Raw genomic sequence first — 20,244 nt, forward strand, 5'->3', positions numbered from 1 at the left:
ACCAGACCCATGCACGCAGACCTCTCCCGCGTGACCTTCCGGCCGGACAAGCACTACGCGGCGGTGCTTGCGCAGCAGGGCCGCGTCCAGCTCGACGCCGACGCCAACGAACAGACGGCGATCGCCCTGCACCGCGAACGCACCGCCGTCGCCGACCTCGTCGGGCGGTACGGCGGCCCGGCGGGCGCTCCGGGCTTCGCCATCACCTACAAGGCGGGCAACCGGGTGCCGGACGACCTGACCATCGGCGCCGGACGCTACTACGTCGACGGCATCCCCCTCGACGCCACCCGGCCGCGGCCCGGCGTTCCCGCCGAGAGCGGGGAGGGAGACCAGGCGCCGGGCGCGGACGACGACACGCTCTGGCGGTACTGGACCCAGCCCGACGGCTACCGCGACCCGGAACGCGAGTCGGACCGGCTGCCGGACAAGTTCCCCTACCTGGTCTACCTCAAGGTCTGGGAACGGTCCGTCACGGCGGTGGAGGACCCCGAGATCCGCGAGGTCGCCCTCGGCGCGGCCATGCCCGACACCGCGGCCCGCCGCAAAGTGGTGTGGCAGGTCCTCGCCCTGCCCGCGGCGGAACTCGACGTCCCCGTACGCAAGGGGGCGGCGCCCGAGATCCGCGAGGCGTTCGACAAGTGGGCGCAGCAGCGCGCTACGTCGGGCGCCTGGCTTGCCGCCCGCGCCGAACGCCCCTCCCGCGCCGACGAGGACCCCTGCGTCACCCACCCCGAGGCCCGCTACCGGGGCCCCGAGAACCAGCTGTACCGCGTCGAGATCCACCAGGGCGGCACCGCCGAGCGGGCCACCTTCAAATGGTCCCGGGAGAACGGCTCGGTCACGGTGCCGGTCGCGTCCCTGGACGGCGCCTGGGTCACCCTCGCGACCCTGGGCGCCGACGACAAACTCGACCTCGGCGCGGGCGACTGGGTCGAGGTGTCCGACGCCGCCCACGAGAGCCGCGACGAGCGGACACCGCTGCTGCGGGTGGAGGAGGTCGACCTGCCGGGCCGCCGCGTGCGCCTGTCGGGGGAGCCCGCCCCGGGCACCGGCCGGGTGGCCGCCCGCCGTCCGTTCCTGCGCCGCTGGGACCACCGGGGCGGCACCGGCCGCGGCGCCCCGCGCCTCGTCGACGGCGCCCTCGCCCTGAAGGGCCGCGAGGGCACCTGGCTCGACCTGGAGGACGGCGTCCAGGTCTCCTTCGCCGCCGAGGGCACCTACCGGCCCGGCGACCACTGGATCGTCCCCGCGCGCACGGCCACCGGAACCGTGGAATGGCCGCGCGACACCGCCCGGCGGCCCCTGCTGCAACCGCCCGCCGGCATCGAGGTGCACTACGCCCCGCTCGCCTGGGTCCGCGGCAAGGCACAGGACGGGGTGACCGACCTGCGCCACGTCTTCGGCCCGCTGGCCGTGCCGGTCGAGTCGACCAGGTAGCGCGCCCGGGGAACGCATGTCACGTCGGCGGCGCCAGCGCGGTCCGCGCCAGATCGCGGAGCCAGGCGTGCGCGGGATCGGTGTCGTAGCGCTGATGCCATGACAGATACACCGCGGCCATGGGCAGTTCGAAGGGCAGGGGGAGGAGGGCGAGTCCGAGCGCCCCGGCCGTCGCACGCGTCGTCGACTCCGGCGCTGTGACCACGAGGTCGGAGCCGCGCACGAACGCGAACGCGCTCGCCTCGGTGGGCGCCGTCGCCACCACCTGCCGGGTGAGGCCGAGCCGCGCGAGCGCGTCGTCGAGGGCGCTGGTGAGCCGTCCGCGCCGCGAGACGGTGAGGTGCTCGGCCGCGGCGTACCGCGCGGCGGTGACGGCCTTGACCCGGGTGAGCGGGTGCCCCTGCCGTACGACGACGACGTGCCGCGTCTGCGCGACCCGCTCGGCGCGGAGGTCGGGCGCGGTCGGGCGGTTCGCGTTCGCCTCCAGGTCGACCTCGCCGCGCCGCAGACCGGGTGTGTCGACGCTCGACTCCGCGACGAAACGCAGCCGCACGCCCGGCGCGTGCGCGCGGACGGCCGCGAGGAGCGGGGGCCCGCCGAGGGCGACGAGCGCGTCGTGCCAGCGCAGCGTGAAGGTGCGCTCCAGCGTCGTGAGATCGAGCGCGCGGCTCGGGGCAAGGACACCCTGGACCTGTTGCAGCAGTTCGTGCACCTGCTCGCGGACGGCGATCGCGTACGGGGTCGGGGTCATCGTGCGGCCGGTGCGCACCAGGATCTGATCCCCGGTCGTGCGCCGGATCCGGCCGAGGCTGCGGCTCATCGCGGGCGCGGTGACGTGCAGGCGCGCGGCTGCCCCGGCCACGCTGCCTTCCTCCAGGAGCGCGTCGAGCGCGGCGAGCAGGTTCAGATCCAGTTGCATGGGAGTCATGTTAGGCGTGCTTTACATGCACTTGTAGTTAATGCAGAGCTCTCCTACCTTCGAGATGCGGGCACGGAAGAGCCACGGCAAGCGACACGGTCTCCGCCGCCCGGCCCGCCCCATCACCCCTTCCTCGCACGGGAGTTCCGCCATGCCTGAATCGCCTGGATCGCCTGGATCGCTTGGATCGCTTGGATCGCCTGAATCGCCGCAGGCCGTCACCGGGACCGCCTCCGACGAGGAGTTGCTGACGCACACCACAAGCGCCGTCCGCGCGGCGGCCGCGGTGCTGCTGGAGCGGTTCGGCGACGTGGTCCGCTACGAGACCCGCGAGGAGCTGATGGCCGCGCTCGCCGCCAACGACGACGCGGCCCTGGACGTCCTGCGCCCCCGCCTCGCCCTCCTGCGTCCGGACGCCCGCTTCGTGGAGGACGAACTCGCCGGCGGGGCCCTGCCGCCGGGCGAATGGTGGGTCCTCGACCCGGCCGAGGGCAACGTCAACCACCTGCACGCACTGCCCGAGTGGGCGGTGACCGCGACGCTCGTACGCGACAACCAGCCGGTGCTGACCGCCGTCCACCTGCCGCTGACCGGTGAGACCTACACCGCCCTCGCCGGTGCCGGCGCCCGGCTCGACGGCCGCCCGCTGCACGTGTCCGGGACCACGGACCTCGGCCTGAGCCTCGTGGCCACCAGCCAGGCGCGGCCGGACGAGGACGAGAAGGTCGTGCGGCGCGTCGGCGCCTCGATCACCGCGATGCTGCTCGACGCGCTCGTGGTCCGCACCTCCGTGCCCGCCACCCTGCACCTCCTCAACGTGGCCGCCGGCCGCGTCGACGCCTTCTGGCAGTTCGCCGGGGCCCGCGCGGACCTGCTCCCCGGGGCGCTGCTCGTCACCGAGGCCGGCGGGCGGATCTCCGACGCCGAGGGCCGCCCCTGGACGCCGGAGAGCGACAGCTTCCTGGCCTCGGCGCCCGGCGTGCACGCCCAAGCCGTCACCACACTCTCCCGCTGACCCCCTCACCCCTCGCGAACACGCAGCAAAGGACTACGCACCATGACCCAGATCGCTGTTCTCGGAAGCGGCCGCGTCGGCGGCGGCCTCGCCCGCGCCCTGACCCGGGCCGGGCACGAGGTGACCGTGGCGGACCGCTCACCGGGCTCCGCCTCCGACGCCGCTCGTGCCGCGCGCATCGTCATCAACGCCACCCCGGGCGCCGGTTCGCTGGAGCGGCTCAGCGCGCTGCGCGAAGAGCTGCGCGGCAAGATCCTCGTGGACGTCTCCAATGCCACCGTCGACGGTCCCGACGGACTCCCGGCGGCATTGCTCCACCCCGGATCGAGCCTGGCCGAGCAGGTGCAGGAGGCGCTCCCCGACACCCGTGTCGTCAAGACGCTCAACACCATGCTCTACACGGTGATGACCGATCCCGCCGCGCTCGCCCAGCCGCCGACCGCCTTCCTCTCCGGCGCGGACGCGGAGGCCAAGGAGACGGTGCGCGGGCTGCTCGCCGACCTCGGCTGGCACCAGGAGTGGATCACGGACCTCGGCGGGACCGAGACCGCGCGGGCCACCGAGGCCGCCGTCCTGTTCGTGCCCCACGTGATCCGGGCGAGTGGATTCGCGCCCTTCGCGATCTCGCTCGCGCGCTGACCGCCGGGGCGGTGCTCCGAGGGCCTCAGGACGGGTCGTCGGGCACGGCGGACAGGAGCCGGTGCAGGATCGGGCCCGCCGAACCGCCGCCGGTGACACCCTGTTCGACCACGCAGGCCACGGCGACGTTTCCGCGCCGCGCCACCAGCCAGCCGTTGTTCGGCTCGCCCTCGGCGACCTCCGCGGTGCCGGTCTTCGCCCCGATCTCGCCGGGCAGATCGGCGAGGACGTGCGCGGTCCCGTCGGTGACGGTGGCCCGCATCATCGTCCGGAGCTGAGCGACGACCGGGTCGGGGAGGGGCGTGGTGGAGGTGGTGTCCTCGGTGCCCGGCACGATCGTCGGCTGGTGGAAGCGGCCGGACGCGGCGGTCGCGGTGACCGAGGCCATGATCAGCGGGTTGGCCTGGATGCGGCCCTGCCCGATCATCGCCGCGGCCTTCTCCGTCGCGTCCTTCGGCACCGGCACCGAGCCGTCGTAGGAGGGGATGCCGACATGCCACTCCTGGCCGACGCCGAAGTACTTGGCGGCGACGTCGCCCGTCTCGGCGTCACCGAGCTTGCCGCGCAGGCTGATGAACGCCGTGTTGCAGGACTCCATGAAGTCCTTCTGGAAGGTGGCGCCGGGGTGCTCGGAGGTCTCCACGTTGTGGAACTCCTTGCCCACCGTGAGGTACTTGGGGCAGTCCACGACGGTGTCCGGGGTGACGGCGTTCTTCAGCAGCAGCGCGCCACTGGTGACGATCTTCCAGGTGGAGCCGGGCGCGTACGTGCCGGAGACGGCCCGGTTGAAGCCCGTGGCGGGGGAGTTCGCCATCGCGAGGATCTCGCCGTTGTCGACGCGGAGGGCGACCAGCGACGCGTTCTTGCCGTCGGCCTCGCCGGTGAGCGCCCGGTCGGCGGCCGACTGCCAGGCGGCGTCCAGTGTGGTCGTCACCGGGCCGTCACCCGGCTCCGCGTCCTCGCCCTTCTCCTTCCGCTGCCCGAACGTGGTCTCGGTGCCCTCGACCTCCCCGGTGACGCGGTCGATGAGCCGGATCGCGCCGCGCGGCCCGCCGTCGCCGCCCGCGAACTGGGCGAGGAGCGGTTGCAGCGAGGGATAGGCGTCACCCGCGAGGGACGCGCCGTGCCGGTCCTCGACCTCCGGCACGGTGGTGTCCTCGCGCTCCAGGCGGAACTTCGCCTGATCACTCAGGTGCGGATGGACGAGCCCGAGCGACCAGTCGACCTTCCAGGCGCCGTCCTGCTCCCGCAGCGGGACATGGGAGGAGTACGTCCAGGTGCCGAGCCCCGTGACCGGCATCTTCGCGGTGAACGCCACGCGCACGGTGTCGTCGTCGGCCCGCTCGGCACCCGACGCGGTCAGCCGCGGCTTCTCGATGTCGAGACCCGAGGTGAAGCTCTGCAGTACCTCCTCGGCCCGTGCCGGGTTGGTGGTGCGGGCGGCGGCCCCGTCGTAGCGCCCGCCGGACCAGTCGGCGAGGAAGGCGCGCGCCTGCGCGGCGGCGGCCGGATCGGGAGCATCTGAGCCCCGGTCGAACGGACCGAACCCGGTGGCGTACGCGCCGCCCGCGGCGACGCCGCAGACCACGACGACAGCGGTGACGGCTCTGAGCGCGGGGCGGGCGGCTCTCCCGCGGGTGGTGGTGGAAAGGTGTGTCATGTCCGGAGGACAACAAAGGAAACCGACCCATGTCCAAGTCCGATATCGATCAGCAATCAATCAAAAATGGATATGATCGCTGGTCGTGGACCTGATCCGACATCTGGAATGCTTCGTGGCTGTTGCAGAAGAGTCACACTTCGGCCGTGCCGCAGCCGCCCTGGGCATGGCCCAGCCACCCCTGTCCCAGCGCATCCAGCGCCTGGAACGGGAGCTGGAGGTACGGCTCTTCGACCGCACCAGCCGCCAGGTCACCCTCACCAAAGCCGGCACACTGCTGCTGCCCGAGGCCCGCGAACTGCTCGCCCGCGCCGCGACCCTGCGCGCCGCCGCACGCCGCATCCGCGACGGGGAGAGCGGACTGCTCCGCGCGGCGCTGCCGCCCGACATCGCGGGCGCCACCGTCGCCGCCCTGCTCACGGAGTTCGGCCGCCGGTGCTCCGAGGCCGAACTGGAACTGCACGAGCTGTCGACCGCCGAGCAGCTCGACCGGCTCGGAGCGCATGAGCTCGACGTCGGCCTCGTGCACCACCCCTGCGACGTCACCGGCCTCGAACTCGGGCCGGTGCTCCGCCGCGACCTCGGCGTCCTCCTGCCGCCCGGCGCGCCCGCCGCCGAGCACAGCGAAGTACCCCTCGCCGCGCTCACCGGCCACGACCTGGTCCTCTTTCCCCGCGCCGGCTCCCCCGCGCTCTACGACGACCTGCTGACCACCTGCGCCCGCGGCGGCTACACGCCGCCCGCGATCCGGCACGGCCGGGGAGCCAGCTTCGTCCGCGGCCTCGTCCTGTCCGCCGCTGCCGTCGCGTTCGCTCCATGCGACACCCAGGGCGACAGCACGGGACCCGAACTCGTGTGGCGCCCGCTCGCCGGGGCGCCGCTGGCCTGGCGGCACTCCGTCGCCTGGCCCCGCGGCCACGGCGACGCCACCGTCCGCGCCTTCACCGAGGCCGCCGAGCACGCCCTGCGCACCACGGCCGGCGCCCGCCCCGACACCCCCACACGCCCCATGCATCTGCGCCCCGCAGCGGAGTACTGGCTATGACCGACACGACCACCGCCCTGCGCACCGCCTTCGCCGACGCCGGGGTCACCGGGTGGCTGCACGCCCTCGACATCGACTCCGGGGCCGAACTCGACTTCCACGGCGACCAGTTGGTGTGCACCGCGAGCGTCCACAAACTGCCCCTGCTCGTCGCGCTGCACGAGCGGGCCGCCGCCGGGGACCTCGACCTGGCCGACCAGGTCGACTGCCCGCCCGCCGGGCGCTCCGCCGGGCCGACCGGCCTCGCGGCCATGCTCGACACCGCCCGGCTCTCGCTGCGCGACCTCGCCTACCTCATGATGGCCGTCAGCGACAACGCCGCCGCCGACCTGCTCCTCGCCCGCGTCGGCCTGGACGCCGTCAACCGCACGACAGCCCGCCTCGGCCTCACCCACACCCTCGCCGTCCACTCCTTCGGCGCGGCGATGTCCATGGTCAAGGAGGACGCGGGCCCCGGCGGCGCCCAGGCCCTGGCCGACCCGCACGTCATCGCCCGGCTCCGCGCGCTCGACCCGGCGCAGGCCAACCGCAGCACCCCGCGCGACCTGACCGGGCTGCTCACTGCCATCTGGCGCGACACCGCCTGCACACCCGGACACGGCGCCGCGATCCGCCGCCTTATGGGCCTTCAGGTGTGGCCGCACCGGCTCGCGTCCGGGTTCCCCTTCGACGATGTGCACGTCGCGGGCAAGACCGGGTCGCTGCCGACCCTGCGCAATGAGATCGGCGTCGTGGAGTACCCCGACGGCGGCCGCTACGCCGTCGCCGTCTTCACCCGCACCGTACGCACCGCAGCGGTCCTGCCGGCCGCCGACGCCGTCATCGGCACGGCGGCCCGCATCGCCGTGGACACGTTGCGCGCGAACAGGGTCTGATGCGCAACGGGCTCTCTTTGCAACGCAGTTGAAGCCAGTGCGCCGCCGGGCCGACCCGGTCGGCGCCGCTCAACGAGATCACGCGATCGCGACGGCGGAGCCCCGCTCACGTCACCGCGCGGCGCCGCTCCGGTGCGCGACCTGAGCCGCGCAGTAGTTCCGCACCCGCGCGTACTGCCGCGCCGGATCGCCGTAGTAGGACCACGGTGTCGTCCCGGCGTACCCGTCCACCGCGCGGAACTGTTCCAGCGCCTCCTCGTACCGGTGCTGGTGGTACAGGAAGTGGCCGAGCATGTGACGGGCCGGCGGGACGGCCCGGTGGTGCGGGTTCTCGGTGTGCGCGGCGGCCACGTCCGCGAGCGCCGCGTCCGTCGCCGCGACGATGTGCGGCTGCTGGTAGTACGTGCCCGGGTTCAGCTTGTCGTCGGAGATCTCGTACTCGAAGTACGCGTCCAGGACGATCGTGGACAGGAGCTGTCCCGGAGCGCCCTTCGCGGCGGCGGCCTTGCCGAACTCCTCCGCCGCCTCGTGCGAACCCCGCCACTTCGCGCACCAGTACTGCAGCGCGGAATGGTGCGCGCCCACGTGGTACGGATCCCGCTTCTCGACCTCGGCCCAGATCGCTTCGAAAGCCTCGTGGTCGTAGCCGAGCCCCATCGCCAGCGGCAGCTCCGCGACGTAAGGGCACGGGTCGTCGCCCGCCCGCGCCTGCGCCGCGGTGAACGCCTCACGGGCCTGCGCGAGGATCCGGTGGAACCCGGCGAACTGCTCCCGGGTCGTGGCCCCGGCGACGCCGCCGCCTCGGATCTCCCACGCCAGGTCGACCAGCGACCGGGCGTTCACGAGCGCCGCCCCGGGATCGTCGCGCCGCGCGGTGCGCCAGGCGAGCAGCCAGCCGTCGTCCGTGACGGCCTGCGCCGCGAGGAGGTTGGAGCGGCGGGTGCGCTCCGCCCAGTCGCGCCCCGCCTCCTCCAGATACGCGGCCCCGACCTGCCAGTCCCCGGCCCGGACCGCCGACTTGACCTGCTCCGCCCGCGGCTCCGGGGCCATCGCCGCCTCGCCGTCGATCTCCTCGACCGGGACCAGACCGAACTGCCGCTCGGCGGAGCTGAGTTGCTTGTCGCTGAAGGAGCCGACGCGGTTCGGACCGGTGCCGCGCCGGTTGCGGAAGAGACCCATCAGACCGCCTCCTGCTCTCGCGTGCTGCCCGCCCCGCCGGCCGGGGCAAGGTCGAACAGCTGCCGCAGCCCGGCGGTGTCCGGCACGTCCGCCACCGCCGCGTCCAGAGCGCGGGCCAGCTGCTCCTCGGAGGCGTCGTGCAGCCGCAGCAGCGCCGAGTCCGTCCAGGACAGCTCGAAGTGCGCGCCGCCGCGGGCGATCAGCTCGGCCACCGTCAGGTCGCGCAGCAGGTCGTGCAGGCGCGGGCGGACGAACTCGCGGGCCGCACGGCCCGTCGCGGCCGCCGCCTGCGCGGACTTGGGCAGCCGGTCCGCGACCTGCCACAGCGCACCCGCCTCGATCGCGGCGAGCACCGAGCCGAACGAACCGTCCCCGCCGGTCACCTCGCGCACCGCCTGCCGCAGCGGCTGCGCGGCCCCACCCGCGTAGGTCGTCATCGACTCGTGCACGAGCTGCTCCCAGTCTGCGGTGCGCCGCATCTTGAGCGCCTCGGGCGTGAGCGACACCTGCTCCAGGGCGGCGAGCGCGGCGGCCGGGTGGTCCAGCAGGCCGAGCGCGGACCCGGCCGCGTCCGCCGTGCGACCGTCGTCGGGGAACTGCTCGACGCGGGCCACCCGGTCGGCGATCGGCGGGTGCGTGTCGTACGCGGAACGCTCCTCGGGCGGCAACCCGGCCCGCAGCTCGTCCAGTTCGGCCGAGCGCGCCTCCAGAAGGCGGTGCAGGCCGCCGTAGACCTCGCCCTGGGGCGGCAGTAGCCCCGCGTTCGCACCGAGGCTCGCGTACGACTTCATGTAGAAGCCGAACGCGGCGTCGAGCACCGGGACCTCGCGCAGCGCGGACGCCGTCGCGGCGCGGCCCGCGATCCGGGCGGCGGCCAGGTCGGCGGCGTACTCCTGGCGGCGCATCGTGCCCCGCATGGAGCGCACGTAGAACCTGCCGTACCAGATGAAGGGCTTGGCGGCGAGACGGAAACTCAGGCCCGCGCTGCCGGTGCTGACCTCCCGCGCCGCCTTGCCCTTGGCGACGCGGCGCGCCTCCTTCTCCTCCGCCTTCACCCGCTCGTCGTTCACCTTGGCGGCCGAGCGCCGCATCAGCGTGGCGACCGTACGGGACATCTGCTCGAAGCCGCGCCGGTTGATGGCGCCGAGGCGGGTGTCGGCGTTGGAGTAGTGGCCGAACTCATGGGCCAGTACGGAGATGAGCTGGGCCTCGTCGAGACCGCTCAGCAGCGGCATGCCGACCAGCAGCACCCGCCGCCCCCGGAACAGGCCGAGCAGCCGGGCCTCCTCGTAGACGGCGGCGTTCACGTCGGGCACCAGATAGATCTCGTCCGGCGCGCGGGTGCCGGTCTGTTCGGCGAGGCGGCGCACGGCGGCCCACAGGCGCGGCTCCTGCCGCTCGTCGACGCGGAGCCCGTCGGCAGGCGGCTCGAACCGTGGACCGCGCAGCGCGAACATGCCCTGCACGATCGGAATGCCGACGATCAGACTGAGGAAGAGGAACTTGAGCCCGGCTATGCCGTGGACACCGTCCTCGATCAGCCACCAGTCGGCCAGGCCCAGGGCACCGAGCATCACGAGCCCGACCACGTAGAAGCCGAGCAGCAGCAGGAGAGCGCGCACGGCGCGCAGAGTAGAGCCCATCGGGCGGTTCCCCCCACGGGAAGAGAGCCGGCCTCACGGGGTGAGCCGCGAACGGGCTGACCGGAGGAAGGCAGGAGACAGCAACTAGATGTGGGGGGAACGGAAGTATGGCACAGGGCCGGTGATCCGGCGAGCGGCTATCGCAGGACCGAAAGCCCGCTGGTGTCAGGGGGTACGGGTGTCCTCGACGGTGATGGTCACGGCGGGAGAATTCGGTGGAGCCGCACGGGCGGATCCCGCAGGATGAGGCGCATGAGTGAGTCGACCGGCACCCACCGGGTGGAGTTCGTGCGCCATCCCGACCTCGACGCTCCGCACCTGCTGACCTGGGGCATCCGGATCGACGGAACCGACCTGCGCGTCCTGGTCGCGCAAGTGACCCGCGCCTCGTGGGCTCTCGAACTCGACGAGGACGACGACACCCCGCGGGAGCGCGAGGAGTTCCTGGTGCGGCAGCACGCGCCGCTGTACCTCGGCGAAGAGGATGAGCGCGCCCACGCTCATTTCCTGGGCGGCACCGAACCCTATGTCCACGACCCCGACACCGGCGCCCTGTGCCTCCTGGGCTGTCACTGCGGGATCCCGGCCTGCTGGCCCCTGCTCGCCGAGGTGTGTGTCACGGCGACCGAGGTGACCTGGTCCGGCTTCCGCCAGCCAGAACGGCCGGAGTGGGGCGAACTCCCCTTGGGCCCCTACGTCTTCCCACGCCCCGCCTACGAGGCGGCCCTCACCACCCCGACTGTGCTCACACGGGACCCCCTCGCTCCGCTGCCGGGTGCGGGATAGACGTGGACCGGAAGGCCATGTGAGCACGTCCGCGGGACGGCACATCGGACCGTCAACACGACCGCACCCCCCCGGTGACAGGATGACGTGGTGCCCGACTCCCTCCCCGCTCTGTGGCTGCGCGGCCTCGCTTTCAACCCGGCCGCGCCCGCCGACGTACTGACACGCCTGCTGGATCGAGCGGCCGGCGACATCGGCCTGCGGATGTGCGAGGGGCGCGACCTGCCCGGCGCCGTCGTCGACGCAGCCGTGCGCCACCCGGCCGAAGCCGTTCGCCAGGCGCTCGCCCGCAACCAACACGTGGACCCGGCGCGACTGACACCGTTGGCGACGGACCCCTCGGGCCTCGTCCGCGCGCGGCTCGCCTCCGGCTGGGGCGGCCCTTTCCCCGGCCCCCGTCGGGTGCGACCGCTGCCGGACGACATCCTCGTCACGCTGCTGACCGCGCAGGACGGAGGCGAGGACCGCCGGCTCACGGCGGACGAGGTCAGTTCGGGCCTTGACCTGTCCCGGCAGATCCCGCTGTCCTTCCGCCGCTCCCTCGCCGACCGCGCACACCCGGAACTGCGCAGAAGAGCCGTCTACGACTGGACGGGACTCACTCCGGCACAGCGGACGGCCCTGCTCCACGATCCGGACCCCGAAGTGCGCGAAGCGGCGCGGGACCACAGCTGGGTACTGGATGCCGAGCAGGTGGAGGCGAGGCTGCCGTCCTACGAAGCGCGCGGCATGGACTACATCTACGGCTGGTGCGCCCTTTCACCCGCTCTCGTCGAACGGTGCTTCGCGGACGGCGCGGAGCGCGCCCTGGCCCGCAACCGTCACGCCCCGGCCTCCGCCCTCGCCCGGCTCGCACGCCATCCCGACGCCTCCGTCCGCGGCCTGGTCACCACCCGGCCCGACCTGGGGCCCGACCTGGTGGCGGAGTTGCGCACGGATCCCGATGACCACGTACGTACGCGCGCACGCCTGAACCCCTTCTCCCGCACCTGGACCGAGTACGACATGATCCACAGGGTCGTCGGCCACGGCCCCGACTGCACCTGCCCGATCACCGAGGTCGTTCCCCGGCCGTCGGCGGACTGGTTCGCCGCCTGCGCGGCGGCCACGGAGCCGGTGCTCCGCCGGATCGCGGCGAGCTGGTGCGGCCTCCCCGCGGAACTCGCCGCACGGCTCGCTCGGGACGAGGACGAGGAGGTACGGATCCGGCTGGCCTGCCATCACCCACTGGCGCCGCCGCACCTGCTCCTGGACGTCTTCCTCACCCGCCCGGACCACCGGCCGCACCTCCTCACCCTGCCCGCGTTCCCCCGTACCGGCACGAGCCGTCTCATCGACCACCCGGACCCCCAGGTACGCGCCCTGGCGGCGGCCGACCCGGCTCTGCCGCACCCCCCGGTCGACGACCCCGACGCGTCGGTACGCCGGGCAGCGGCCACCAACCCGGGCCTGACCCCGGAGGCCTTGGAAACCCTCCTGGCCGACCCGCACAGCGCGGAGGCCGCCGCGTCGAACCCGTCTCTCGCGCCGGATCGCATGCGCGCACTTCTCGACCATGGCCTGAGCGCCGTCGCCACCCGACCGACGCCGTCCTGACGCCGAGGGATGCGCCCCGCGTGGGGCGGGGGCGCTCCTGCGACGGGTCAGAAGAGGCCGTCGTTCGCACGATCCGTGACGCGGTCGAGGACCTCGCGAAACCACCGGCTGCGGACGGCCGGAAGCCTGGCCAGGGTGTGCCGGAACACCTCCCGGTCGATCCAGAACAGATGCAGCGGGTGCGGGGCGGGCCTGTCGTAGTCGTCGCGAAGGGCGTGGCCGGGCAGGACACCCGACACGGGAAGCGGCGGCTCCGGCCTGGGGAAGGCGAGCCACAGCCATATCCCGAGCGGGAGCGGGACCAGGTACGGCAAGCGGGGAGCGGTCGTGGTGACCGCTCCCCGGACGAGCTACGGGTGGTGCCCCGGAATCAGCAGGTGCGGCCGGTGTACCAGGCGCCGTCCACGTCGGAGGCGGAGCCGATCCAGGTCACGCCCGGTCCCACGCACTGCTCGCTGTTGGGCCCCCAGTCGTCGATCTCGATGACGATGTGGGAGCCGTCCGAGGTGCAGTGGTTGTAGTAGGCGTCGGAGTGTGTCTCGTAGAAGCCGCAGGGATCGGCGGCGGCCGGACCGGCACCGACGACGGTGACGGCTCCGGCGGAGGCGAGAACGAGGGCGACGGAGCTGAGAGCACCGGTCGCGATACGACGAAGACGCAAGACGAACTCCAAACCGTAGAGGGCGAGCGAGCCCGAACCGCCAGCGTGTGCCGGTCCGTTGACGACGCCTGAGATTCGCAGCTCAGAGGGGGCCTGCCGAGAGTAGAGGCCGGCGTTCACCCGGCGGATCGATTCACTTGTGCGCCGAACGACTGGTCTTGGACGGTTCACGGGACAGGGCGGGTCGGCGAGGTATGCGTCACTCGCTACGGGAACCGGAACGCCTGTGACAGAACGAAGACGTCGCGGTCGGCCGCCCGTGACTCGGTGCGGGATACAAAGATTGCAGACAGCACGAAGGATTACCAAGCATCACGAGGCACCGTGAAGCATCACGAGGCACCGTGAAGCATCACGAGGCACCGTGAAGCATCACGAGGCACCGTGAAGCACGAGACCACACGCATTGCACGCGCCACACCGTTCCTGGGGGAATCGTGAAGCACACCCGCACCGCCGCACTCGCCGCCCTCGGCGTCGCCGCCACCCTCTCGCTCACTGCCTGCGGCAGCGGCGACTCGGCGACGCACTCCTCGGCCAAGGGCGCCTCGTCCTCGTCGGCTTCGTCCTCATCGGCCTCGTCTTCTTCGGCCACGGCCGACGGAGCCAAGACGCCGGACGACAGCGCGAGTTCCGGTGACGCACGGACCAGCAACGACGTGAAGGCCGACTCGGGCAAGGGCACCGACGACAGCGGAACGGCAGCGAACGGCGCGGCGCGGACCGCCGGCAAGGTCGGCTTCTGCAAGACCGCGGACCTGGCCATCGACGCCGTGAACGCCGCGCCCGACGAGACCGAAGGCCGGATCGACATCACCCTCGTCAACCGGGGTTCGGCCACCTGCTCCGCGACCGGCTTCGCGGGCGTCGACATCACGGACGCCGACCACACCACGAGCCCGATCGAGCGCGGCCCCGCCCAGCCGCGTGTCACGACCCTGAAGCCCGGCGAGTCGGCGATCTTCAACCTCGCCTACACCATCGACAAGAGCGGCAACAGCCTCGCGTCCCCGACCGAGATCCTGGTGACGCCGCCGAACGAGACCCACACCGTGACCCTGAAGTGGCCCGCCGACGCGGGTGACATCAGGGGCGCCTACACCGACGTTCAGGTGTACCCGACCCACACCACCAAGTAGCGGCCGCAAGTAGCGGCAGCGCGCCGGTTGGGCCCAGCGGAGTCGGCGCGCCCGGCCGTTCTTCCGATACGTTCCCACCATGATCCATTCGCTGGACACCGCCGAGGGCGCCGCCGAGTTCGCCGCATCCTTGCTGGCCCCGACGGGGGACCGGTGGGCGCGTACACAGGCCGTGGCCGCACGGGCACGGGAACTGCGGTGGACCGTCGCCGACGAGGAACGGGAACTGCTCGTCGCGGCGGCTTGGCTGCAAGGCGTGAGCGGCGCAACCGAGGTGCGCCGCTCAGCAGTGCACCCTGGCGACCTCGCCCGGTACCTGGAGGACCACGGCGCTTCGGAGCGTCTGGTGCGGCTGATCCGTCTGGTCACAGAGGGCCGGAGCGCCGTCGACACCCAGCGGTACCCCGGAGAGACGTCCGGACCTGCGTCGGTGCCGCAACCGCAACCGCAACCGCAACTGCAACCGGAACCAGTTCTGCGCGCGGGCGAGGACGCCCCACTCCTGGACGCACTGCTCTTCGCTGACGCGGTGACCGGCCCCGCAGGTCAGGCCGTCGACTTCGCGGCCGGAGAGGCCCCCGCGGCCATGCACCGGACCGGGACCGCCCCGCACCTGGCCGAGGTGATGGAACGGGTGTGGCGCCGGTTCGCCGTGTACGCCTCGCTACGCCCCAGCCAGCGGACGATGATCGACGAAAGTGGCTGGTGGCCGCCGACCCTCTTCGCGGCGGAGCACCTCGACGCGGACCTGATGGCGCACTTGCTCGACGCCGGAGCGGACCCCGACGAAGGAACCACGGCCACACCGCTGACACACACCATCGACTCCGAGGGCGACGCGACCCTGCAGAGCGGCGCCCCCCTCAGCGTGACCACCACCGCGGTGCTGCTCGCTTATGGCGCAGACCCGGAACTGCCCGACGGGAACGGAACCACGCCACTGATGGTCGCGGAGCGCTACGACCACACCCTGGCGATCAACCTCCTGCGCCGACACATTTCGTGAGGATGAGGTCGAGCGCGACGGCACGCGCACATATATGGTCGGCGATCTGCCGGACCAGTGCGTCGGTGCGCACCTTGATGCACAGGGTGACGTCGCCGCCCACCAGGAGGGGAACCCATGGCGAACACGGCAGCAGACCACGCAGACCACGCAGACCACGCCGACCGTTTGCGCAGGCCGGCTGAGATCCGTTCGCTGCAACTCGGTGACACGAAGGTCTCCTACGTACCGGACGGCGACGTACGGCTCCGGCCCCGGGCCCTCTTCCCGGACACCACAGACGAAGTCTGGGCGGCCCACCCCGAACTCCTCGACACCTCGGGCCACCTCGTGGCAAGCATCGGTGCTCTGCTGGTGGAGCACGGCGAACGCGCCCTGCTCATCGATGCGGGCTTCGGACCGCGAAGACTCCCCGCGGCTCCGGACGGCCCGCGCGGTGTCATTCACGGGGGCGGCTTGCTGGAGAGCCTGGGCCGGCTCGGCCGTCGGCCGGAGACGATCGAGGCGATCGCGTTCACCCACCTCCACCCCGATCACGTGGGCTGGGCCGTCCACCCCGCCGCGGAGGGTGAACGGCCCGCTTTCGCCCACGCCGACTACCTGGTGTCCGCACCGGAGTGGGCCCACCGCGACGTCCTGGAGCACCAGGGCATGACCGCGGAAGTCGCGGCGCTGGCACCGCTCGTACGTACCGTGACGGACGGACAGGAGATCTTCCCGGGCGTGCATGTCCGAACGACCGCGGGCCATACGGCCGGGCACGCTGAGTACGTCATCACGTCGGGGCGGCAGCGCCTGATCGCCTTCGGCGACTCCCTGCACTCGCCGATCCAGGTGGACCACCCGGAATGGTCGTCGGCCTTCGACCACGACCCCGCCGGGGCTGCCGTCCACCGCCGGAGCCTCGTCGCCGAGTTGGAAGAACCCGACACGTTCGGCTACGGCGACCACTTCGCCGACGCGGTCCTCGGAAAGGTCCGGCAGAACGGCAGCGGCCGCGCCTGGCACCCCTTGGACAACGGACAACTGACAACCGACAACTGCCCTCGTGCGCCCGGGCGTTCGGGCGCTCGGGGGCGTCAAAAGCCCCCAGACTGCTAGGGGTCAGGAGAAGACGACGGAGCGGACGAGGAGGCGGTCGGAGGCGCCCTTGCCGGGCGGCAGGGTGTAGTAGGTGCCGCCTTCGCAGTCGGTGCCGAGGAAGACGGTGGCTGTGGCGTTCGTGCGGTTCTTGGGGGCCCGCGAGGCGGCGCCGGGCTCGGACGCCGCGGGTGCGAGGTTGACGCACTGACCGCTGACGGGGTCGTTCAGGAAGCCGACGGCCTCGTACCCGTCCGCGGTGGTGTACGAGTAGCGGAACTGGCCGCTCGCGGCGGTGGCCGAACCGGACATGGCCGTGAGGAGTACGGCGGCACCGGCGGCGACGGTGAGGGAGCGCAGGGGCATGGCGGGTCCTTTCCGTGGTTCATCTGGTCGCCGCCAGAGATGCCCCAGGTCCGTCAATGCGGAACGCGCCGTCCCTCGTTCGGGGTCGGCCGAATCGATTCTTCACCAGCAGATGGCCCCGCTTCGGCGCGCGCTTTGATGCCGCTGAGGGTGGCCTCCATCCCGGCGCGCAGCTCCTCCAGCCGGAGGGCGATGATCTCCTCCTCCCGGTCCGGCCAGCGTTCGAGGGCCAGCGTGACGCCGCTGCGGCCCGGCCCGACGAGGGCCGACTGCCGCAACCGGGTCCCCGAACCCTCGGCCCCGATTTCGTAGCGCCAGGACGCCATGGAGTCCGCCGGGTCGAGCGCCGGTGCTCCGTAGCGGCCGTCCGCGTCCGTGACGGCCCAGGCGAACACCCGCTGTTCGACCAGCTCGACGACGTGGGAGACGGTGCGCCACTCACCGAGGTGCTCGTGGCGGTTGTAGCCCTCGAAACGCGCGCCGAGCGCGGGCCCCGCGACACCGTCGAGCCAGGCAACGCGCTGCAGCTCCGGGCTCAGCGACGCGGGCAGACGAATGTCGGTGACCAGCTCCCAGACCCGCGACAGGTCCGCCTCGACATACACATCACAGTGCACGCTCGGCCCGTCGGTGAACAACATGTGGCCCCCAGAGTCACGCCTCGAATTCCATCATGGCCCGGTGCTCCGCTTCCGCGACGGGCCCTTCGGGGTCGTCACGCCAGCGGCTAGTGTCCAGCATGTCAGTACTCGGCGGTCGCCGCGGTTCGGGGGCGTACGGGGCCAGCTGACCAGGGGCGCAAACTCCCTTCAGCTGAAGCCGAGTTCGGCGAATGTGCAACCCCCGCGTTCGGCGTAGGGCAACACTTGTCGGGACACGTGTCGTGGAACCTGCCGGAAGTACTGGTGGAAGCCGGAGGCGCGGAACTTCAGGTCGAACGCGTGACCTTCGATGTGCCAGAGCGGGCAGGACGCAAAATTCGGGCGGACGTCGTCCGGCGTCAGCCGGTGCACCTTGTCGATCTCCAAATCCAGGCCCAAACCTTTGAAGTCGAGGTCGCCCTCAAGGTCGAAGACATCGTCGAAGACGAGCGTCGCCGGTGCGACCCAGAACGAGAAGTACGTTGCGGGCGGGACCGGGTGAACCCAGCGGACGATGTAGTCGATGTCGAGGAGAAGGCGCGGCAGGATGTCGTCGGTCGGCTGAACCGACAAGCCGTGCAGGGTGGCATCATGCCAACCCATATCGTCGAGATCCGCGTCGCTCCAGACGCTTTTCGAGAGCCCTGAATCCTCGTGGCTGCCGTTGCCCATGTCCGCATCCAACCGGACTTCGCAACGGCATGAGTCACCCGGCCGGGCGTGGACGCATCGCCCAGCGGATCAGGGTCCCGGACCGGTCCGGGACCGACTGCCTGCAACGCGGATGGAACTCGTCAGGGACGTACGGCGAAGGAGAGGTGAAAGCCACGTTCTTGGAGGAGAGGAGCCCGATGGCCGTCGAGCCAGGTGTCCGCGCGGCGAGGGAGAGTGATGCCTCGGTGATCGCGCGGTCCCGGGATGAGCCCGAGGCGTTCGCGGTGCTCTTCGACCGCTACGCGCACGAGGTACATCGTTATGTGGCCCGCAGGCTCGGCGGTGAGCCGGCCGACGACCTCATGGCGGAGACCTTCACCACCGCGTTCCGGTTGCGGCACCGCTACGACCCTTCGCGCGCCACGGGTGACGGTGTCCGGCCCTGGCTGTTCGGCATAGCGACGAACCTGGTCAGTCGGCACCGCAGGGCGGAGGCCCGTCGTTTCAGGGCCATGGCCCGCGTCCCGGCTCCGGCCGATCACGAGGAGCCGCTCGCCGACCGGGCCGCTGCCCGGGTAGGAGCGCAGGCCGTGGGCCGTGAGCTGGCAGCGGCCTTGGCCACGTTGCCCGCCCGGCACCGGGACGTGCTCTTGCTGGTGGCCTGGGCCGGTCTCGGTTACGAGGAAGCGGCTCAGGCCCTCGGCGTGCCCGTCGGCACGGTCAGATCCCGGCTGCACAGGGCGCGCGGCAAGCTACGGGACGCGTTGGGCGGCTCCGATCCGACGACACTGCGAGAGGCACCCGACCATGACTGACGAACTCGACCTCCTACGGGACTGGGACGTCGACGCGGCCCCGTTGACGGAGCCGGCCCGGGCGGAGGCCCGCCACCGCCTGCTCAACGCGATGGCCGACACCCACCACCAGCAACGGCGCCCTGCGGCCGGCCCCAGCCGCCGCCACGCACTACGCCTTGCGGGAACCCTTGCCGCGGGTGCCGTGGTGGCGACGGGCACGGCCGTTCTGATCACCGAAGGTGGCGCCGACACGCAACGCCCCGAACGTGCGGACCGCGCCCCGGACGCGGCGACCCCGCGCATGAGCAACGTCAGCGCGGTGACGGTTCTGAACGAGGCGGCCTCGCGCGCGGGCGGGCACGAGGTGAAGAGGGCGCCGCGCGACGACCAGTTCGTCTATTCGAAGCGGATCATCAAGGAGAGGGAAGGCAGGACCGGTGCGGTGAAGACCTACGTGGACGAGAACTGGGACTCGGTGGACGGCTCCCAGCGCTCCCTCACGATGGAACTGGGCCGGGTGATCTGGGAGGAGCCCATGCGGAAGGGTGAGCAGGTGTGGCCGCCTCGCCAGTGGAGTGGCCTGAAAAAGCTGCCGACCGACCCGAAGAAGCTCATCCCGGTCATCGCCGCCGGCGGACCGACCAGTCGACGGATCAACGACTTGGCTCAGCAGGACTGGTACAGCACCTACTTCCTGCTCGGAGAGCTTCTGAAGACACCGGTCCTGCCTCATGGACTGCGTCCCGCCGCCTACAAGGCGCTGGCGCTGGTACCCGGTGTCACAGCGACCGAGGGAGTGAAGGACTCCGCCGACCGCAGCGGAGTGGGGATCTCCCAGCCCAGTAACCCGCTCGGGCAGGACAAGTACCTCATCTTCGACCCGAAGAGCTACGCGTTCCTGGGCTTCAAGGACGAACGGATCTCCGCCTCCGGCGACAAGACGTACATCCAGCTCTCCCACGTGGAGAAGTCGGCGATCGTCGACCGAGTGCGGCAGCGCCCCTGAGGCATCACCCCGAACGGCGGCGCCTCAGCTCACCTCAGGAGCGAAGACGCCGTCAGCCGCAGGTGCCGTCGGCTCGGAGAGAGGGCTCCGCTGCGTC

21 protein-coding genes are annotated in these 20,244 nt (G+C 72.0%); 12 read left to right on the plus strand and 9 right to left on the minus strand.

The window, feature by feature from the left end:
* Positions 1-9 precede the first annotated feature (9 nt).
* Positions 10-1,440: a DUF6519 domain-containing protein gene (locus tag C1N81_RS42715; protein ID WP_394437064.1), complete on the plus strand. Its 1,431-nt coding sequence runs from the start codon at positions 10-12 to the stop codon at positions 1,438-1,440.
* Between the two features lie 19 nt (positions 1,441-1,459).
* Here the strand turns inward: C1N81_RS42715 and C1N81_RS42720 are convergent, their stop codons facing one another.
* Positions 1,460-2,359: a LysR family transcriptional regulator gene (locus tag C1N81_RS42720; protein ID WP_394437066.1), complete on the minus strand. Its 900-nt coding sequence runs from the start codon at positions 2,357-2,359 to the stop codon at positions 1,460-1,462.
* A 244-nt stretch (positions 2,360-2,603) separates the two neighbouring features.
* Between C1N81_RS42720 and C1N81_RS42725 the strand changes: the two genes are divergently transcribed.
* Both C1N81_RS42725 and C1N81_RS42730 read left to right on the plus strand, forming a co-directional pair.
* Entirely contained in the window at positions 2,604-3,374 is a 771-nt protein-coding gene (locus C1N81_RS42725; protein WP_394437067.1) for an inositol monophosphatase family protein, read from the plus strand.
* Positions 3,375-3,416: 42 nt separating this feature from the next.
* Positions 3,417-4,013 carry an NADPH-dependent F420 reductase gene (locus C1N81_RS42730; protein ID WP_394437069.1) on the plus strand — a complete coding sequence of 199 codons (597 nt, stop codon included), beginning with the start codon at positions 3,417-3,419 and terminating at the stop codon, positions 4,011-4,013.
* Between the two features lie 25 nt (positions 4,014-4,038).
* Here the strand turns inward: C1N81_RS42730 and C1N81_RS42735 are convergent, their stop codons facing one another.
* Entirely contained in the window at positions 4,039-5,673 is a 1,635-nt protein-coding gene (locus C1N81_RS42735; protein ID WP_394437071.1) for a penicillin-binding transpeptidase domain-containing protein, read from the minus strand.
* Positions 5,674-5,788: 115 nt separating this feature from the next.
* Between C1N81_RS42735 and C1N81_RS42740 the strand changes: the two genes are divergently transcribed.
* Entirely contained in the window at positions 5,789-6,718 is a 930-nt protein-coding gene (locus tag C1N81_RS42740; protein ID WP_394437073.1) for a LysR family transcriptional regulator, read from the plus strand.
* Positions 6,715-7,593 carry a serine hydrolase gene (locus C1N81_RS42745; protein ID WP_394437075.1) on the plus strand — a complete coding sequence of 293 codons (879 nt, stop codon included), beginning with the start codon at positions 6,715-6,717 and terminating at the stop codon, positions 7,591-7,593. Before C1N81_RS42740 ends, C1N81_RS42745 begins: the two co-directional genes overlap by 4 nt.
* A 111-nt stretch (positions 7,594-7,704) precedes the next feature.
* Here C1N81_RS42745 and C1N81_RS42750 read toward each other — a convergent pair whose 3' ends face one another.
* Together C1N81_RS42750 and C1N81_RS42755 are read right to left on the minus strand one after the other, a co-directional pair.
* Positions 7,705-8,772 carry a hypothetical protein gene (locus C1N81_RS42750; RefSeq protein ID WP_394437077.1) on the minus strand — a complete coding sequence of 356 codons (1,068 nt, stop codon included), beginning with the start codon at positions 8,770-8,772 and terminating at the stop codon, positions 7,705-7,707.
* Positions 8,772-10,394: a M48 family metallopeptidase gene (locus C1N81_RS42755; RefSeq protein WP_394437079.1), complete on the minus strand. Its 1,623-nt coding sequence runs from the start codon at positions 10,392-10,394 to the stop codon at positions 8,772-8,774. Before C1N81_RS42755 ends, C1N81_RS42750 begins: the two co-directional genes overlap by 1 nt.
* Before the next feature lie 273 nt (positions 10,395-10,667).
* Between C1N81_RS42755 and C1N81_RS42760 the strand changes: the two genes are divergently transcribed.
* The gene (locus C1N81_RS42760) at positions 10,668-11,201 is read left to right on the plus strand and encodes a hypothetical protein (RefSeq protein ID WP_394437080.1); all 534 of its coding nucleotides are present in this window, start codon (positions 10,668-10,670) and stop codon (positions 11,199-11,201) included.
* 90 nt (positions 11,202-11,291) lie between these two features.
* Positions 11,292-12,797, plus strand: coding sequence for a hypothetical protein (locus tag C1N81_RS42765; protein ID WP_394437082.1), 1,506 nt, complete (start codon positions 11,292-11,294; stop codon positions 12,795-12,797).
* A 47-nt stretch (positions 12,798-12,844) separates the two neighbouring features.
* On the opposite strand, the gene C1N81_RS42770 is transcribed toward C1N81_RS42765, so the two are convergent.
* Together C1N81_RS42770 and C1N81_RS42775 are read right to left on the minus strand one after the other, a co-directional pair.
* Entirely contained in the window at positions 12,845-13,111 is a 267-nt protein-coding gene (locus C1N81_RS42770) for a hypothetical protein (RefSeq protein ID WP_394437084.1), read from the minus strand.
* A gap of 56 nt (positions 13,112-13,167) precedes the next feature.
* Positions 13,168-13,458: a DUF6355 family natural product biosynthesis protein gene (locus C1N81_RS42775; protein ID WP_394437086.1), complete on the minus strand. Its 291-nt coding sequence runs from the start codon at positions 13,456-13,458 to the stop codon at positions 13,168-13,170.
* Positions 13,459-13,895: 437 nt separating this feature from the next.
* Between C1N81_RS42775 and C1N81_RS42780 the strand changes: the two genes are divergently transcribed.
* The 3 genes from C1N81_RS42780 to C1N81_RS42790 all read left to right on the plus strand — a co-directional run bounded on the left by C1N81_RS42780 (position 13,896) and on the right by C1N81_RS42790 (position 16,704).
* Positions 13,896-14,597: a DUF4232 domain-containing protein gene (locus C1N81_RS42780; RefSeq protein ID WP_394437088.1), complete on the plus strand. Its 702-nt coding sequence runs from the start codon at positions 13,896-13,898 to the stop codon at positions 14,595-14,597.
* 79 nt (positions 14,598-14,676) lie between these two features.
* A complete protein-coding gene (locus C1N81_RS42785) occupies positions 14,677-15,603 on the plus strand; it encodes a hypothetical protein (RefSeq protein ID WP_394437090.1) in 927 nt (308 codons plus the stop codon).
* Positions 15,604-15,720: 117 nt separating this feature from the next.
* Positions 15,721-16,704, plus strand: a complete 984-nt coding sequence (locus C1N81_RS42790) for an MBL fold metallo-hydrolase (RefSeq protein WP_394437092.1) — start codon at positions 15,721-15,723, stop codon at positions 16,702-16,704.
* Positions 16,705-16,707: 3 nt separating this feature from the next.
* Here the strand turns inward: C1N81_RS42790 and C1N81_RS42795 are convergent, their stop codons facing one another.
* From C1N81_RS42795 to C1N81_RS42805, 3 genes are all read right to left on the minus strand, one after another.
* Complete coding sequence (locus tag C1N81_RS42795; RefSeq protein ID WP_394437094.1) at positions 16,708-17,049, minus strand: hypothetical protein; 342 nt, start codon at positions 17,047-17,049, stop codon at positions 16,708-16,710.
* 53 nt (positions 17,050-17,102) lie between these two features.
* Entirely contained in the window at positions 17,103-17,690 is a 588-nt protein-coding gene (locus C1N81_RS42800; RefSeq protein ID WP_394437096.1) for an SRPBCC family protein, read from the minus strand.
* A 168-nt stretch (positions 17,691-17,858) separates the two neighbouring features.
* Positions 17,859-18,362 carry a hypothetical protein gene (locus C1N81_RS42805; protein ID WP_394437098.1) on the minus strand — a complete coding sequence of 168 codons (504 nt, stop codon included), beginning with the start codon at positions 18,360-18,362 and terminating at the stop codon, positions 17,859-17,861.
* Between the two features lie 179 nt (positions 18,363-18,541).
* On the opposite strand from C1N81_RS42805, the gene C1N81_RS42810 reads away from it, so the two are divergent.
* The gene (locus C1N81_RS42810; RefSeq protein ID WP_394437100.1) at positions 18,542-19,159 is read left to right on the plus strand and encodes an RNA polymerase sigma factor; all 618 of its coding nucleotides are present in this window, start codon (positions 18,542-18,544) and stop codon (positions 19,157-19,159) included.
* Entirely contained in the window at positions 19,152-20,147 is a 996-nt protein-coding gene (locus C1N81_RS42815; protein WP_394437102.1) for a CU044_5270 family protein, read from the plus strand. Before C1N81_RS42810 ends, C1N81_RS42815 begins: the two co-directional genes overlap by 8 nt.
* Positions 20,148-20,244: the final 97 nt, after the last annotated feature.

This window comes from Streptomyces sp. SGAir0957 (genome assembly GCF_043523415.1).